General features: G+C 63.5%; 15 protein-coding genes. 6 read left to right on the top strand and 9 right to left on the bottom strand.

All coding sequences use genetic code 11. From position 1 onward, the window contains the following. Positions 1–195 precede the first annotated feature (195 nt). Positions 196–3,495: a type ISP restriction/modification enzyme gene (locus ACX3PH_RS06390; protein WP_459090573.1), complete on the top strand. Its 3,300-nt coding sequence runs from the start codon at positions 196–198 to the stop codon at positions 3,493–3,495. A gap of 267 nt (positions 3,496–3,762) precedes the next feature. Here ACX3PH_RS06390 and ACX3PH_RS06395 read toward each other — a convergent pair whose 3' ends face one another. Continuing rightward, positions 3,763–4,512 (bottom strand): hypothetical protein, encoded by a 750-nt coding sequence (locus tag ACX3PH_RS06395; RefSeq protein ID WP_459090575.1) that lies wholly within the window; start codon positions 4,510–4,512, stop codon positions 3,763–3,765. A gap of 295 nt (positions 4,513–4,807) precedes the next feature. Between ACX3PH_RS06395 and ACX3PH_RS06400 the strand changes: the two genes are divergently transcribed. After that, a complete protein-coding gene (locus tag ACX3PH_RS06400; RefSeq protein ID WP_459090577.1) occupies positions 4,808–5,041 on the top strand; it encodes a hypothetical protein in 234 nt (77 codons plus the stop codon). Positions 5,042–5,243: 202 nt separating this feature from the next. On the opposite strand, the gene ACX3PH_RS06405 is transcribed toward ACX3PH_RS06400, so the two are convergent. After that, positions 5,244–5,648 (bottom strand): type II toxin-antitoxin system HicB family antitoxin, encoded by a 405-nt coding sequence (locus tag ACX3PH_RS06405; protein WP_459090579.1) that lies wholly within the window; start codon positions 5,646–5,648, stop codon positions 5,244–5,246. Beyond that, positions 5,645–5,854, bottom strand: a complete 210-nt coding sequence (locus tag ACX3PH_RS06410) for a type II toxin-antitoxin system HicA family toxin (protein WP_459090581.1) — start codon at positions 5,852–5,854, stop codon at positions 5,645–5,647. The genes ACX3PH_RS06405 and ACX3PH_RS06410 overlap by 4 nt, the downstream gene beginning before the upstream one ends. Positions 5,855–5,965: 111 nt before the next feature. On the opposite strand from ACX3PH_RS06410, the gene relB reads away from it, so the two are divergent. Next, on the top strand, positions 5,966–6,187 hold the full coding sequence (gene relB / locus ACX3PH_RS06415) for a type II toxin-antitoxin system RelB family antitoxin (protein WP_459090583.1): 222 nt from the start codon (positions 5,966–5,968) through the stop codon (positions 6,185–6,187). A gap of 111 nt (positions 6,188–6,298) precedes the next feature. Here the strand turns inward: relB and ACX3PH_RS06420 are convergent, their stop codons facing one another. Next, positions 6,299–6,769, bottom strand: a complete 471-nt coding sequence (locus ACX3PH_RS06420) for a methyltransferase family protein (protein ID WP_459090585.1) — start codon at positions 6,767–6,769, stop codon at positions 6,299–6,301. A gap of 4 nt (positions 6,770–6,773) precedes the next feature. Continuing rightward, entirely contained in the window at positions 6,774–7,313 is a 540-nt protein-coding gene (locus ACX3PH_RS06425) for a hypothetical protein (protein WP_459090587.1), read from the bottom strand. A 105-nt stretch (positions 7,314–7,418) separates the two neighbouring features. Here ACX3PH_RS06425 and ACX3PH_RS06430 point away from each other — a divergent pair, with 105 nt between their 5' ends. Both ACX3PH_RS06430 and poxB read left to right on the top strand, forming a co-directional pair. After that, positions 7,419–8,084 carry an SGNH/GDSL hydrolase family protein gene (locus ACX3PH_RS06430; RefSeq protein ID WP_459090589.1) on the top strand — a complete coding sequence of 222 codons (666 nt, stop codon included), beginning with the start codon at positions 7,419–7,421 and terminating at the stop codon, positions 8,082–8,084. Positions 8,085–8,122: 38 nt separating this feature from the next. Next, positions 8,123–9,841 (top strand): ubiquinone-dependent pyruvate dehydrogenase, encoded by a 1,719-nt coding sequence (gene poxB / locus ACX3PH_RS06435; RefSeq protein ID WP_459090591.1) that lies wholly within the window; start codon positions 8,123–8,125, stop codon positions 9,839–9,841. 27 nt (positions 9,842–9,868) lie between these two features. On the opposite strand, the gene ACX3PH_RS06440 is transcribed toward poxB, so the two are convergent. From ACX3PH_RS06440 to ACX3PH_RS06450, 3 genes are all read right to left on the bottom strand, one after another. Then, positions 9,869–10,495 (bottom strand): hypothetical protein, encoded by a 627-nt coding sequence (locus ACX3PH_RS06440; RefSeq protein ID WP_459090593.1) that lies wholly within the window; start codon positions 10,493–10,495, stop codon positions 9,869–9,871. Between the two features lie 79 nt (positions 10,496–10,574). Continuing rightward, on the bottom strand, positions 10,575–11,783 hold the full coding sequence (locus ACX3PH_RS06445) for an RNA polymerase sigma factor (RefSeq protein ID WP_459090595.1): 1,209 nt from the start codon (positions 11,781–11,783) through the stop codon (positions 10,575–10,577). Beyond that, entirely contained in the window at positions 11,773–12,156 is a 384-nt protein-coding gene (locus ACX3PH_RS06450; RefSeq protein ID WP_459090597.1) for a YciI family protein, read from the bottom strand. Before ACX3PH_RS06450 ends, ACX3PH_RS06445 begins: the two co-directional genes overlap by 11 nt. A 128-nt stretch (positions 12,157–12,284) precedes the next feature. Here ACX3PH_RS06450 and ACX3PH_RS06455 point away from each other — a divergent pair, with 128 nt between their 5' ends. After that, positions 12,285–12,665: a DUF1304 domain-containing protein gene (locus ACX3PH_RS06455; protein ID WP_459090599.1), complete on the top strand. Its 381-nt coding sequence runs from the start codon at positions 12,285–12,287 to the stop codon at positions 12,663–12,665. Between the two features lie 66 nt (positions 12,666–12,731). Here ACX3PH_RS06455 and ACX3PH_RS06460 read toward each other — a convergent pair whose 3' ends face one another. Beyond that, a complete protein-coding gene (locus tag ACX3PH_RS06460; protein WP_459090601.1) occupies positions 12,732–13,505 on the bottom strand; it encodes an urease accessory protein UreD in 774 nt (257 codons plus the stop codon). Between the last annotated feature and the right edge of the window lie 16 nt (positions 13,506–13,521).

Here is a 13,521-nt window from a genome sequence, read left to right on the forward strand (position 1 = left end):
CTCACGGGTCGAGCGCCCTTGTTGCTGGTTGAGTAGCCCGCGAGCGAAGCGAGCGGGCGTATCGAAACCCCGTCCGGGCAACCCAAGCCCGGATTTCGACAAGTTCAATCAGCGAGGCTGTCGCACCCGTACGCCAAGATGGAAGCGTTGCCCGAGCATCCGTCACGGTGTCGCGGCGCGTGAGACAGGGGAAACATGCTCGAGAAGGCTGTTGCGCAGATCGTCGCGTCATTCGGTAGCGAGACGAAGGCGCGGCTCGCGGGTGTGGGCGAGCCTGAGGAGGCGCTGCGCGTTCCGATCGACCACCTGATGACGGCGATCGGCGACCTGGTCGGCAAGAAGACCGAGCTCGACGGCGAAGCGCATCTCAGCGATATCAGTTCCCGCCCCGATTTCGCGGTACGGGTGAAGGGCGCGGTGGTCGGCTACATCGAGGTGAAGCAGGCGGGCCTGTCGCTCGACCCTTCTACGTTCAGATCCCACAACAAAGAACAGTGGAACCGCCTCAAAGACCTCCCGAACCTGATCTACACGAACGGCAGCGAGTGGCGGCTGTACCGCAGCGAACCGGAGCCCGCGCTGGTCGCCCAACTGACAGGCGGTCCTTTGGACGTAGCCGGTGCCGGGCTGAGTCCCGACACGACTTTCCAGCAGCTGATCACTGACTTCCTGAACTGGACCCCTGACCCGATCCGTACTGTCTCCAAGCTGGTGAAGACGATCGCCCCGATCACCCGGATGCTGCGCACCAAGGTCATCGAGCAACTCGACATCGAGCACGACAACGTGAAGAAGGGCCAGCCGGAGTACAGGCAGCAGTTCCTCGGCCTCGCCAGCGACTGGCGCAAGCTGCTGTTCCCGGATGCCACGGACGCGGTCTTCGCGGACGGCTACGCCCAGACCGTCACCTTCGCCCTGTTGCTGGCCCGCACCGAGGGCATCGACCTGGCGACGACCAGCCTGCACGAGGTCGGCCAGAAGCTGGGCACCGACCACTCGCTGATGGGCCGCGCCCTGCAGCTGCTCACGCAGGACGTCAAGGGCGACTTCCTCCCCACCATCGACCTGCTCAGCCGGGTGATCGGTGCCGTGGAGTGGAATGCGGTGCGCAAGAACAAGGACACCTACCTGCACCTGTACGAGAACTTCCTCGCCGAGTACGACCCGGAGCTTCGCAAGGCGACCGGCAGCTATTACACCCCGCACGAGGTGGTGGATGAGATGGTGCGCCTCGCCGAGGAGGCACTGGTCACCAAGCTGGGCAAGCCGAAGGGCTTTCTCGACCCGAGCGTGACCACGATCGACCCGGCGATGGGTACCGGAACGTTCCTGCACTCGATCATCGAGCACGTCGCCGACAACGTGGAGAAGTCGGAGGGCCCGGGCGCCGTTGCCGGAACGATCAAGGAGCTGGCGTCCCGCCTGATCGGCTTCGAGCTGCAACTCGGCTCGTTCGCGGTGTCGGAACTGCGCACCACCGACCTACTGAAGAGCTACGACGCAGATCCACCAAAGGGCGGCATGCGGATGTTCGTGGCCGACACCCTCTCGGATCCTCACGCCGCCGAAACCCAGCTTGCCTCCGGGTTGGGTGCCATCTCGGAGAGCAAGCATCGCGCCAACAAGATCAAGGCGGAGGTGCCGGTCACCGTCGTCATCGGGAACCCGCCCTACGGCGACAAGGCCGAGGGCATGGGCGGCTGGATCGAGAAAGGCAACGATGCCAAGCCGGGTGCGCCGCTCGATGCCTTCCGACTCAGGGGCAACGGGCTCACGGAGTACGTGCTCAAGAACCTCTACGTGTACTTCTGGCGCTGGGCGACCTGGAAGGTATTCGAGTCGATTCCGGAGGACCAGGCCGGCGTGATCTGCTTCATCTCGACTGCGGGTTACCTCCGCGGGCCGGGATTCAAGGGCATGCGTGAGTACCTGCGCCGCGAAGCTGACGAAGGTTGGATTATCGACCTGACGCCTGAAGGGCAAACACCTGACGTAGCGACGAGAATCTTCCCGGGGGTCCGACAACCGCTCGCCATAGGCATATTTGTCAGGAAGAGCGCAACTGATGGTGGGCAGCCTGCAAGAATTTGGTTTCAATCCATCGGCGGTCGTCAGGTGGCTAAGTTTGAGCGTCTCACGAGCATTTCATTGTCGAGTGGTTGGATGGCGGCTCGTGACGGCTGGACGGAACCTTTCACGGCGGCGGCGGAGGGCTGGGACGAGTGGCCAGCAGTTGGCACATTGTTACCGTGGGTAAGCCCCGGGTCGCAGTCGGGTCATCAGTGGGTCGTCGCGCCACACCGGGAAATCCTCGACCTTCGTTGGAGGACTGTGGTCAACGAACAGGACTTGGAACAAAAGCGGCGTCTCTTCAAGGAGGCTGGCGACTCGACTTTGAGCAGCACGAAGAAACCACTCAGCGGTCCAGATACGATGCGTCCCTCTGGCAAGTTTCTAAATGAACAATCACAACAAGCAGGGTTCGTCCGGGTTGGACACCGGTCGCTCGACCGGCAATGGGTAATTTCGGATGCACGCCTATTTCATAGGCCGGCACCCGACCTCTGGGACGCACGCATCACGAACCAAATTTTCGTTGTCGAGCAGCACGCTCACGCATTGAAGCCCGGCCCGGGCCTGGTTTATTCAAGCTTGGTGCCGGACAAGCACCATTTCAAGGGAAGCGAAAGTGGCCGCGTGCTCCCGTTCCTCCACCCAGACGGAACCCCAAACTTGGCGCCGGGCCTGCAGGAGGCGCTCGCGGCATCCGTCGGTCTGGAAGTCACGCACGAAGACGTGCTCGCGTACATTGCCGGGGTGGTGTCGCATCCGGCGTTCACCGCCACGTTCGAGGACGAGCTGACGACGCCAGGGGTGCGGGTTCCGATCACGAAGGATCCGGAGTTGTGGAGGCGTGCCGTCGCGCTCGGACGCGAGGTGGTCTGGTTGCACACCTATGGTGAGTCGTTCGTCGATCACGACGAAGGGCGCGAGCAGGGCAATGTGCGGTCGGCTTGGCCGCTCGACCTGCAGCCGCTCAGCCTGGAGGGCGTCAAGGAGATGCCGATCAAGCACTTCTACGACGGGGTGAAGCGCGAGCTCTCCTTCACGGGGGAAGACGGTTCGCGCAACGGCGTGTGGGGTCCGGTCGATAGGGCGGTCTTCGACTACACGGTCGGCGGCATGAATGTCATCGGCAGCTGGTTCAAGTACCGCAAGAAGAACCCCGGCGGCAAGAAGACGAGCCCGCTCGACGACATCCACGTGACCGAGTGGCCGCACGAGTGGAGCCTCGAGTTCACAGAACTGCTGACGGTGCTCACGCGGCTGGTGTCACTGGAGCCGCAGCAGGCTGCCCTGCTCGAAGAAGTGCTCGCCGGTGAGGCGAGCACGATGACCGAACTGGCGGATGCCGGCGTCGCCTGGCCGCAGACCCGCGACGACCGCAAACCCCGCCGCAAGCCGTTGGAGGATGACGTGGCCCAGCTTTTCTGACTCGGTTCGTGAGTACCGTGTAATCGGCACGAAATTTCTGCTGTTTTAGGCGCATCCAAATTGCACTGAGCACCCACTGTCGCGAAACTAGTTGGGCAGGCGATCGTTGCAGTAAGGTAGCTTAGAGCGAGGTGAGCCGGGGCGCCACATTTCTAAGGGCGACGCCACCGGCTCGGCGCAAGGAGTCGAGTAGCTTTCTCGATCCCTACTTCCCATGAAGCTGGAAAGCCTTATGGAGGGGCTCATTCATCATGGGCAAAGCTTTTCTTATGTGTCTTGAGGCCCTGCCTTCTCTCCTAGTTCAAGGGCGCGCTCGATTCGATCCAAAATGCCTTCCTGCAGACCCGCTTCGGTTGACGAGGCTAGCTTCATGAGCATTTCGACATACGCAGCCCGTTGAGCTTCTATTGTCGTGGCGGTTACTGGAGGATTTGCGACGATCGGTGCTACTTGCGGCGCTGGGTCTTGAGTTCGCGAGGATCTACGCTTCCGAGAGCCATTAGAGCTTGAAGTAAGAGCTGACCGCCCCTTCTTAAAGTGAGGGCTTATCGGTATTGCGAGGTCTTCGCACATACCGAGGTAGAACGAGATGGCTTTGCTCACGGTCGCTCCAGAAAGTCCACGACTCCGGAAGACACCAGCTAGTTGGCCAGCGGTTGCGTTTTGGCCAAGGGCGAGAACATCAGAAAATTCTTGCTTAGCGATCTCGATGAGGTGCTCTTTACGCCGGTCAGGGCCTGCTTCAACCAATGACCTCAGCAGGGGCGTCGGAACATGGCTTCCGTCAATAAGATCGAGGATCTTCAAAGTGGTGCGGATCTGAGCAGTGAGACTGCCTGATTGATTTCCGAAATAGCTCTTGTCGAAAACATCCGGAACGCCGTTCTCGTAGAGCCTAGTGATGAGGTTTATCAGACCTTTGTACGACATGTACGGCGCACCACGGGAGCTGGTGTTGTCGACGACTTCGCTATCGAGCAGTGGCGACACCGCGCCTTCATCCGTTGGCTGTTCCATCGCATGTCCCTCCCGCGTATTCTACGAATCTCAAAAGCGTACCACACGATTTACGGGTTACGACGAGCAAACCGCAAGTCATGCGTACTTGATCGAAAATTGCGTACTAAGGCAGGACTTTCGAGCGTTCCGGCATGAGTCTTATGGGAATAGCGGGATAGTGATAGATGCGTAACATATACGGCACATAGACCTGCAAGTATTACTCGTCACTAACGCTTGATGACTTTCGGGAATGAAGTGCCTACGGGTCAACAGTGTTCGGGTTAATGGTACGGGTGTCAGTCAGTGCTTGATGCCGATGGCTGTCAGAGAATGGCCCCTGGTTGCCCCCACGGAGAAGTCGGAAAGACTTGCCTCTCACAAAATTGAGCTGGATATCGACGTTCCTCATCAGCACGGCTCGCGCAACGGCGTGGGGGGCCCGGTCGACAAGGCGGTGTTCGACTACACCGTCGGCGGGATGAACGTCATTCTCAGCTGGTTCAAGTACCGCACGATGAACCCGGGCGGCAAGAAGACGAGTTGAGTCGCCTGGCCGCAAACCCGCGACAACCGCAAGCCCCGCCGCAAGCCGACCGAGGGCGACACCACCCAGCTGTTCTAGCGCAACGCTGGTCGAGACCCGCTCTCCCGTGGGTCGAGTAGCGCCCGAGCGCAGCGAGGCCGCGTATCGTGCGCCGTACTGAGCCTGTCGAAGTGACCTGCCGACCATGTCTAGTCCCGACGGGCTACGCGCTCTTCTTTCCTTTGCCTTTTGCCGCTGACGTGATCTGGGAGACGCGGCCAGGCGACATGGCGAGCAACCCGCTGATATCCCGAACGGAATAGCCGGCTTTGATCAGGGCCTCTGCCCTCACCACAGCTTCCAGTCCCAGCCGGTCTTGCTGTGCAAGCAGGGCTCTGCGCCGCTCGCCGAGTCGGGCTGCTTCCAGAGCGGTGGCATCGAGATTGAGGTAGCGGTAGTCAACCTCTATCGGAATGTCGTCGCCGAGCTCGGCCACCAGACTGATGACCTCACGCACCGCGGCATCCAACGCGGTGAGGTTTTTCGCAAAGGTGTGGGCACCAGGCAGATCGACCACCGCGGCAATCCACGCATCGTTCTCACGCGTTACTTCCACTGTGTAGGTCATCTGAGCCATCCTTTCCCGAGAACCAATTCCAGATCCTTCTCAATCTTTCGCAACAGTCCGATCGGAATATCGCCGGTGTGCTGCGGGACGGTTGTTTGACCTGTCGCTCCGTCCGAAGAGACTGAATATAACCGGTGGGATCCCTTTTGTCGAAGTATTCGACCCCCCAAGGCTTCTATTCGCTTGTTCACCTCCCGCGCTTTCATAGTCTAAGTTTAGCGACTAAACAATGCAACTGTATAGGCGCTGAACAGTGAAGTACCCAGTCCGCCGAACGCTGACGATGTACCGTCTACAGGTAGACAGCTGGAGGCAACATGACAATCGCAGTGCGTCTTTCGCCCGAGCAGGAAAGCCGGCTCGACGCGCTCGCGGCGCGCACCGGGCGCACTCGCTCGTTCTACGTGAAAGAAGCGATCGAGACCCACCTTGATGAACTGGAGGAACGGTTCTGGGCAGACGAGGTCATCGATCGGTGGGAAGCGTCTGATCGGAAGGCGCGACCGCTGAGCGACCTCAACGCAGAACTCGATCTATGAGCGATCGGCGGCCTTTGGACGCTTGGCGACTCGAAACCACCGCAGAGTTCGACCGATCGATGCGAAAACTCGATCGAACCGTCGCCCGCAGAATCAGTTTTGATGTGACATTCAGGTGGGAGGCCGCAGCCGGCCCACCCCCGGCACGAAGCGGCCGACGCGCGCCGCGTACTCGCCATATTCCGGGTGCTCGCGGGCGAGCATCCGCTCTTCCCACCTGGTCTTGACCGACAGCACCACGACGAGGGCGACCCAGGCGGCGACGTGCCAGACCGAACTTCCGAACAGCGCGAGCGCGAGCCCAGCGACCATTAGCCCGGTGTAGATCGGATTGCGAACGAAGCCGTACACGCGATTTGTGACCAGCCCCGCCTGCGCTCGTGGGATCGGGCTCGGCGTCAGCGCCGGCCCGAGGCCGAGCACGCCCAGGGTAACGAGGATCGCGCCGGCCACGCCAAGCGCGATCGAGGTCGCAACGGTGGCCCCGTTGATAGGCCACAGCGAACCATGGGGAACAAAGACGAGTGCCGCGAGCAAGACCAACTGCGCGGAAACCAGTCCAAAAGCTAACGCACGTCTCATGGACTCAGGTGCTGCCATGCTCGGCCTCTGAAGGAAGTTCGACCGCTGACCTCAGGCGATTCGTCACTGAATCGTCCCGCCACGACACCTCGATTGCGCCGGGGTGCTGCCCCGTGCTGAACGTCGTCGCAGCTCCCGGTTCAACGAGTGAAGCCGCCGATCTCTCGCAGATCGTGACCTCGCGGGCCGGAAGCGAGCCCAGGTTCCGCAGCCGGTAACTGTTCGGCACCGTGCGGGCTTCGACCACCCAGTTCACCTCGCGGCGACCCAGCAACGCACTCAGTTCAGGTGACGATGACTCTGTGAGCAGGGTGTCGGCTGCCACGCCCCTGCGTCGCGCGATGAGCTCCACGGCTGCCGCGATTCGCTCAGTCGCGTCGGCGCTTTTCGCGAGGGCGGATGCTGCATCCGCCTGCGCATCCGCCGCTACCGCCTCGGCGGTGCTCGACCGACGGTCGGCCCGGACAGCACGGAAGAAACCGACCGCGCCACCGAGCAGCCCAAGCACGCCGAAGATCACGCTCACGATCTCGAACGCTGTCATGCCCGAATCGTAATGCCGTCACCCGCTCGGCGCAGAAAGTGTCTGCCGGCTTCCGCGGTGAACATCAGCCCGGCTCGACCTACCATGGGAACGGCTGGCAATGACATGAAGAAACTCTGCGCGGTACTCGTCGGCCTCGGCCTACTGGTGGGGGTTGCTGCGTGCGCTCCCGTGCCGGCCGCGCCCGAGGGCGACGGCCCGGTCGTCGCGTTCTACGGCGACTCGTACACCTCAGGGATGGGTGCCAGCGACCCATCGAAGCGCTGGTCGACGATCATCTGCGAGCAGCGCGGCTGGGCGGAGTTCAATCCGAGCGTTGCCGGGCTCGGGTTCGTGAACTACCGCACGGTGGTGGGTGACGGAGATGTGCCCAGCCTCATCATCGAACAGCGCCCCAGCATCGTCATCGTGACGCTGGGTCTCAACGACACCTTCAGTTTCGAGTTCGCTGCTGCCGACATCAAACACAACATCGAGGACGACTTCGAACGGCTCAGCACGGAGCTTCCGGATGCCCGCATCATCGTCGTCGAACCGTTCTGGCACGACGGTGAACCGCCAGACTCGCTCGACAAGATAGCCGGTTGGCTGAGGGACGCCGCCGCCGACATCGACGCGGACTACGTTGCCGGCGCGTCTGGTTGGCTGCATGGGCATCCGGAATGGATTTCGTGGGACGGCCTGCATCCGAACGATGAGGGTTACGCCGAACTGGCCACCCGCATGGATGAGGAGCTGACGAGGCTGGGGATATCCAGCGACAGTGGGTAGGTTGGCTGGCAACAGCCCTGACCGTCAGAGAGGACGACATGGTTACCGTCGCCGAGAACATGGTTTCTACACTGCAGGCAAGCGGGATCAGGCGGGTCTACGGCATCGCCGGCGACTCCCTGAACGGGTTCACGGATGCTCTACGCACCAGCGACATCGAATGGATCAACGTCAGGCACGAAGAAACGGCCGCCTTCGCCGCTGCGGCTGAAGCCGGGCTGACCGGTGAACTGGCGGTATGCGCCGGCAGCGCCGGTCCCGGCAACCTTCACCTCATCAACGGGTTGTACGACGCGCAGCGATCCCGCGTGCCGGTGCTGGCGATCGCCGCCCACATCCCCAGTGACGAGATCGGAAGCGGGTACTTCCAGGAGACCCACCCGCAGGACCTGTTCCGTGAATGCAGTGTGTACGTCGAGCACGTGTCCAACGTCGACCAAATGCCGCGAGTGCTGCGCATCGCCATGCGTGCGGCATTGGAGAAGCGCGGAGTGGCGGTGGTGGTGGTGTCGGGCGATGTCGCCCTGGCCCAGATCCCCGACAACCGGGTCGATGTCGTCACCGCCACCGTCTCAGACGTCGTGCCGGTCGAGCGGGAACTGGTTCGCGCGGCCGAACTGCTCAACGCCGGCAAGAAGGTCACGATTCTCGCGGGTGCCGGGGTGGCTGGTGCGCACGATCAACTGCTGGCCATCGCCGAAGCGCTGAAGGCCCCGGTCGTCCATGCCCTGCGAGGCAAGGAGCACATCGAGTACGACAACGAGTTCGATGTCGGCATGACTGGTCTGCTGGGGTTCGCATCCGGTGCCCGCGCGATGGAGGGCTGCGACACCCTGCTCATGCTCGGCACCGACTTCCCGTACCAGCAGTTCTACCCGGACGCCACGACAATCCAGATCGACATCCGTGGCGAACAGCTGGGCCGGCGCACGCACCTGGATCACGCGATGGTCGGTGGCGTCAGGGAGACCATCGACGCCCTGTTGCCGCACCTCCAGACGAAAACCGATCGCACGCACCTTGACGAGATGCTCGACCACTACGACAAGACTCGCCGCCAACTCGATGAGCTCGCCACGCCGAGCAGCGACAAGAGGCCGATCCACCCGCAATACCTGGCCAGGCTGGTCGACGAGACGGCGGCGGATGATGCCGTCTTCATCCCCGATGTCGGCTCACCGGTGATCTGGGCCGCCCGCTACCTGACCATGAACGGCAAGCGGCGGATGATCGGATCCTTCAATCACGGCTCGATGGCATCCGGCCTCATGCACGGCATCGGCGCCCAGGTGGCGTACCCGGGGCGGCAGGTCGTCGCGCTCGCCGGCGACGGCGGCCTGACCATGATGCTGGGTGAGCTGCTCACGCTCGTGCAGTACAAACTGCCCGTCAAGCTGGTGGTCTTCAACAATTCTTCGCTGAACTTCATCGAGTTGGAGATGAAGGCGGCCGGTTTCGTCACCTGGGGCACCGGCCTGGAGAATCCGAGTTTTGCCGCGCTCGCCCAGGCGATGGGCATCCATGCCGTTCGGGTGGAGGAGTCGTCGCAGCTTCCGGCGGCACTGAAGGAAGTACTCGATCACGACGGCCCGGCCCTCATCGATGTCGTCACCGAGCGTCACGAGCTGTCGATCCCGCCGTCGATCACGGCCGAGCAGGTCAAGGGTTTCGCCCTCTACGCCTTCCGCACCGTCATGTCTGGCCGCGGAGACGAGCTCATCGACCTGGCCCGCACCAACCTCCGGCAGATTTTCTGATCGACCGGAAGCCTGTCCGGGCGCGTGCTAGAAGCCTCCGCAGAGGTGGCTCCACTGGTTGCCAGCACCCGGACCCCACTGAAGGAGGTCCACCGTCGACGAACCGCCGTTGAACCCGTAGACGTATTTGGAGTCGCTGTCGGGGTCATCGACGGTGATGGTGGCAATGTCGCCGGCTCCGAGATCCACCATGGAGCCGACCACGGCCGTGGGGAAGGCGGCTATCACCTCGGCGTGTGTACTGCCGAGGCCGACTCCCTCGGCGTTGCGCGGGTACGGCGCCGTGGAGGTGGTCATCCCCGGCATTGTGTAGAAGAACAGGGCGCCGACAGCGATGTTATCCGGGTCCATGAAGGCGAAGGTGTTGGCCACCTCGGTGCCCCACACCATGCCGTAATAGGGGCAGTCGGGCATTCCCGCCACCGGGTGCGACAGTTGGGCGCTCATCTCCTCCCAGGTACCGAGATCCGCCTCATAGAAATAGGTGAAACCGTAGTCGGCTCGCTCTTCGACCGGGTCGGCCGCCGGCGTCGGTGTGGGAGCTGCGGGAGCCGGAGGCAGCACTTCCGGGGGCGGAACCGGTGTGGGCGTGCAGCCGACCAGGAGAAGTGCGGTCGCTGCGGCCGCGATGCTGAGTTTGCCGAACCTGTTCATGGTGACTCCCTGATCATCGATGTGACTCTGATAGTGCGACGAAGGGAGTTGCGGGTTGGGTTGACAGCGGGCTGCTCAATCAGCGGAGCTGGGCGCGTTCCCTGAGATAGTCGCGCACAGTGGTATCCGTGGTCAGCGAGATTGCCTTCTCATAGGCGGCGGATGCTTCGCCGCGACAACCGGCGGACGCCAACAGGTGCGCGCGGGTCGCCCACGCCGGCTGGAAACGGTGCACGGCTGGGTCGTCGATGGAGTCCAGGTACGAGAGACCAGCCTCTGGCCCGTCGACCTGGCCGATCACGGCAGCGAGTGACACGTGTGCGCCGAGGGACGGGGCGATTGAAACCAGTGCCTCGTGCAGCTTACGCAGCGAGACCCAGTCGGTCACCCCGGACGCTGCACGGGCGCAATGGACCGACTGGATGGCCGCCTCCAGCTGGAAGCGGCCGATGCTGCCGAGCTCGTGGGCCCGCCGCAACCACGCCTCACCTTGGGCGACGAGCCCGGCGTTCCATTTCGTGGTGTCCTGTTCATCGAGGGGGACGTGCCTGCCGTTGACGACCCGCGCATCCGCCCGCGTCAGCGACAAGGCGATGAGCGCTGCCAGGCCGAACGCCTCAGCTTCGTCACCGAGCAACTCGGCCAGGGTCGCAGCGAGGTGGAGCGCCTCCGCCGAGAGCGATTCCCGCATCGCCTCGCCGGAGACCAGCATCCAGTCGATGGAGTACGCGCCGTACACCGCCTCCAGCACGGCAGGCAGGCGAGCCGGCATGTCCTGCCGGGTGGGAACGCTGAATGGAATCCGGGCGTCGCGGATGCGCCGCTTGGCCCGCACCAGGCGCTGCGCCATCGCCGACGGAGGCATCGCGAACGCCCTGGCGATCTGGGCTGCCTCGAACCCGAGCACCGTTTGCAGCATCAGGGGAGCGCGAACGCCGGCATCGATCGCCGGGTGGGCGCAGACGAACATCAGCTCGAGCCGCTTGTCGGGGATGGCGTCGAGATCGAACTCTTCGAACACGGCGGGCTGCAGGTCACCCAGCACAGTCGACCTTCGCTGGGCCGCCGACTTGAAGACGTCGCGGATGCGGTTGCGGGCCACCGTGAGCAACCATCCTTCCGGGTTGGCGGGCGCACCGGAAACGGGCCAGGTTCTCAAGGCCTGCTCGAAGGCATCCGCCAAGGCGTCCTCGGCCAGCCGGATGTCACCGGTCGGCGCGGCAAGAAGCGCGAGCAGTCGCCCGTACGACGCACGGGCGACCCGCTCGACCTGCTCGTCAGCGATCAAACTCGCCCTGCCACTGGCCGTCCTCGAAGATCAGCGCAGACGGGCGCACCTCCACCACCCCGTACTGTGCCGCGGGGCACTTCTCCGCCCAGGCGAGTGCGGCATCCAGGTCCGGGACGTCGATGACGAACGTGCCGCCCAACTGCTCCTTGGTGTCGGCGAACGGGCCATCCTGAACCTTCAGGCTGCCATCACGCATGCTCACGGTGGTGCTCTTCGCAACCGACTGCAGCACCTCCGCCGAAATCAGCGCGCCGGACTCATTGAGGGACTTCGCGTAGGCGTCGAAGGCGGCCATGCCCTCGGCCAACGCCTCCGGGCCTAATTCGGCCTCGGTCATCTCGGGGTAGTTGAGCAGAAGCATGTAACGCATGGGATTTCCTTCCGTCGTAGGTAACGTACTCGGCCACAGTGGGTGGCCGACATACCCCAATGACGAATGAGCGGATGCCCGATCGACAGTTCCGCACAATGATTGCAACCGGGCAATAGGCTGACCGCATGATCATCGTCGCCACACTGGTCGTCTCCCTCGCCGCAGCGCTGCACGTGGGCATCTTCATCATGGAGAGCATCGCCTGGACGCGCCCCGCCATCTGGAAGCGCTTCGGCCTCGCCTCCCAGGCGGATGCCGAAACCACCAGGCCGCTCGCCTACAACCAGGGGTTCTACAACCTGTTCCTCGCCATCGGCGCGATCGTCGGCGTCGTGTTCTTCGGTGCTGGCTGGGAAGCTGCGGGTACGGCGCTCGTCGTGTTCACCATGGCCAGCATGGTGGCGGCGGCTGTCGTGCTGGTGAGCACAGGGCGACGGTACATCGGTGCCGCGTTCACCCAGGGGACGCTGCCGTTGATCGGGTTGGTGCTGATACTGCTGGCATGAGCGGTTTCGATACGCTCGCTGCGCGAGCTACTCAACCCACCGAACATCGTTTGCTGCGCGAGTCGCTCAACCCACCGATACCAATGCGGCGGAGAGTCGGCGGTCCAGCTCTATCGCGTCGGGGGCGGCGCTGGCTACGAGCACTGCCTCCTCGGCCAGTCTCATCACCGCGGTATCCGGAAACTGCTCTGAGACGGTGGTGGTCGGCGCCTCATCGTGCGCCGGATCCACGATCAGCACCGACCCGAGGGCCCGTCGCCCACCGGTGACCACCGAACTCTGCCATCCCGGCGCGCCCGCACCCACCGCGACCTCCTGGTCGTAGAGCGCCACACCGCCAAGAGTCACCCGCAGACGCTGGCGGAGCGCTCCCGGCAGTTCAGCTTCCCGGCCGAGCAGCAACTCCTCCCGAGCGAACAACCGCGCCCCCGGCTCCAACTCGATGCGGGTGACGGATGCGTGCCGGCACCCCTCAGCCGCGATCTGCCGTCCCGGCATCCATACCAGCGTTCCCGTGGCCGCCACCCTGATGGTGACCTCGCTGCTCGACTCCAGCCCGTGCGGTCCGGGGAGCAGCAGCGTCGCAGACACGGCCCTCACCATCAGCATCGCCCCGCCGCCTACGCGCACGTCAATGCGCAACTGGTCGCCACCGAGCGGACCGGCCGCGCCGGCCGCCAGCCTCACGCTCGCAACGCTGCGCGCATCCGCCCCCCACCGCGCGACAACGTCGGGAAACGGCTCGCGCGTCTGCCGGAACATCAACGGTGCCTGGGATCGCATCCAACTGATGCGGGTGCGCAGCAGGCCGTCCTCGTCGGCGAGACTGTCGGCAGCCACGCCCGCGTATGACCGC

This window comes from Homoserinimonas sp. A520, from assembly GCF_054489245.1.

Excerpts from the sequence above, each read along its gene's own strand:
- relB (WP_459090583.1), top strand. The coding sequence starts at position 5,966 with ATGACAATCGCAGTGCGTCTTTCGCCCGAGCAGGAAAGCCGGCTCGAC.
- poxB (WP_459090591.1), top strand. The coding sequence starts at position 8,123 with ATGGTTACCGTCGCCGAGAACATGGTTTCTACACTGCAGGCAAGCGGG.
- ACX3PH_RS06395 (WP_459090575.1), bottom strand. The coding sequence starts at position 4,512 with ATGGAACAGCCAACGGATGAAGGCGCGGTGTCGCCACTGCTCGATAGC.
- ACX3PH_RS06440 (WP_459090593.1), bottom strand. The coding sequence starts at position 10,495 with ATGAACAGGTTCGGCAAACTCAGCATCGCGGCCGCAGCGACCGCACTT.
- ACX3PH_RS06400 (WP_459090577.1), top strand. The coding sequence starts at position 4,808 with ATGCCGATGGCTGTCAGAGAATGGCCCCTGGTTGCCCCCACGGAGAAG.
- ACX3PH_RS06450 (WP_459090597.1), bottom strand. The coding sequence starts at position 12,156 with ATGCGTTACATGCTTCTGCTCAACTACCCCGAGATGACCGAGGCCGAA.
- ACX3PH_RS06430 (WP_459090589.1), top strand. The coding sequence starts at position 7,419 with ATGAAGAAACTCTGCGCGGTACTCGTCGGCCTCGGCCTACTGGTGGGG.
- ACX3PH_RS06455 (WP_459090599.1), top strand. The coding sequence starts at position 12,285 with ATGATCATCGTCGCCACACTGGTCGTCTCCCTCGCCGCAGCGCTGCAC.
- ACX3PH_RS06405 (WP_459090579.1), bottom strand. The coding sequence starts at position 5,648 with ATGACCTACACAGTGGAAGTAACGCGTGAGAACGATGCGTGGATTGCC.
- ACX3PH_RS06390 (WP_459090573.1), top strand. The coding sequence starts at position 196 with ATGCTCGAGAAGGCTGTTGCGCAGATCGTCGCGTCATTCGGTAGCGAG.
- ACX3PH_RS06420 (WP_459090585.1), bottom strand. The coding sequence starts at position 6,769 with ATGAGACGTGCGTTAGCTTTTGGACTGGTTTCCGCGCAGTTGGTCTTG.
- ACX3PH_RS06410 (WP_459090581.1), bottom strand. The coding sequence starts at position 5,854 with ATGAAAGCGCGGGAGGTGAACAAGCGAATAGAAGCCTTGGGGGGTCGA.
- ACX3PH_RS06425 (WP_459090587.1), bottom strand. The coding sequence starts at position 7,313 with ATGACAGCGTTCGAGATCGTGAGCGTGATCTTCGGCGTGCTTGGGCTG.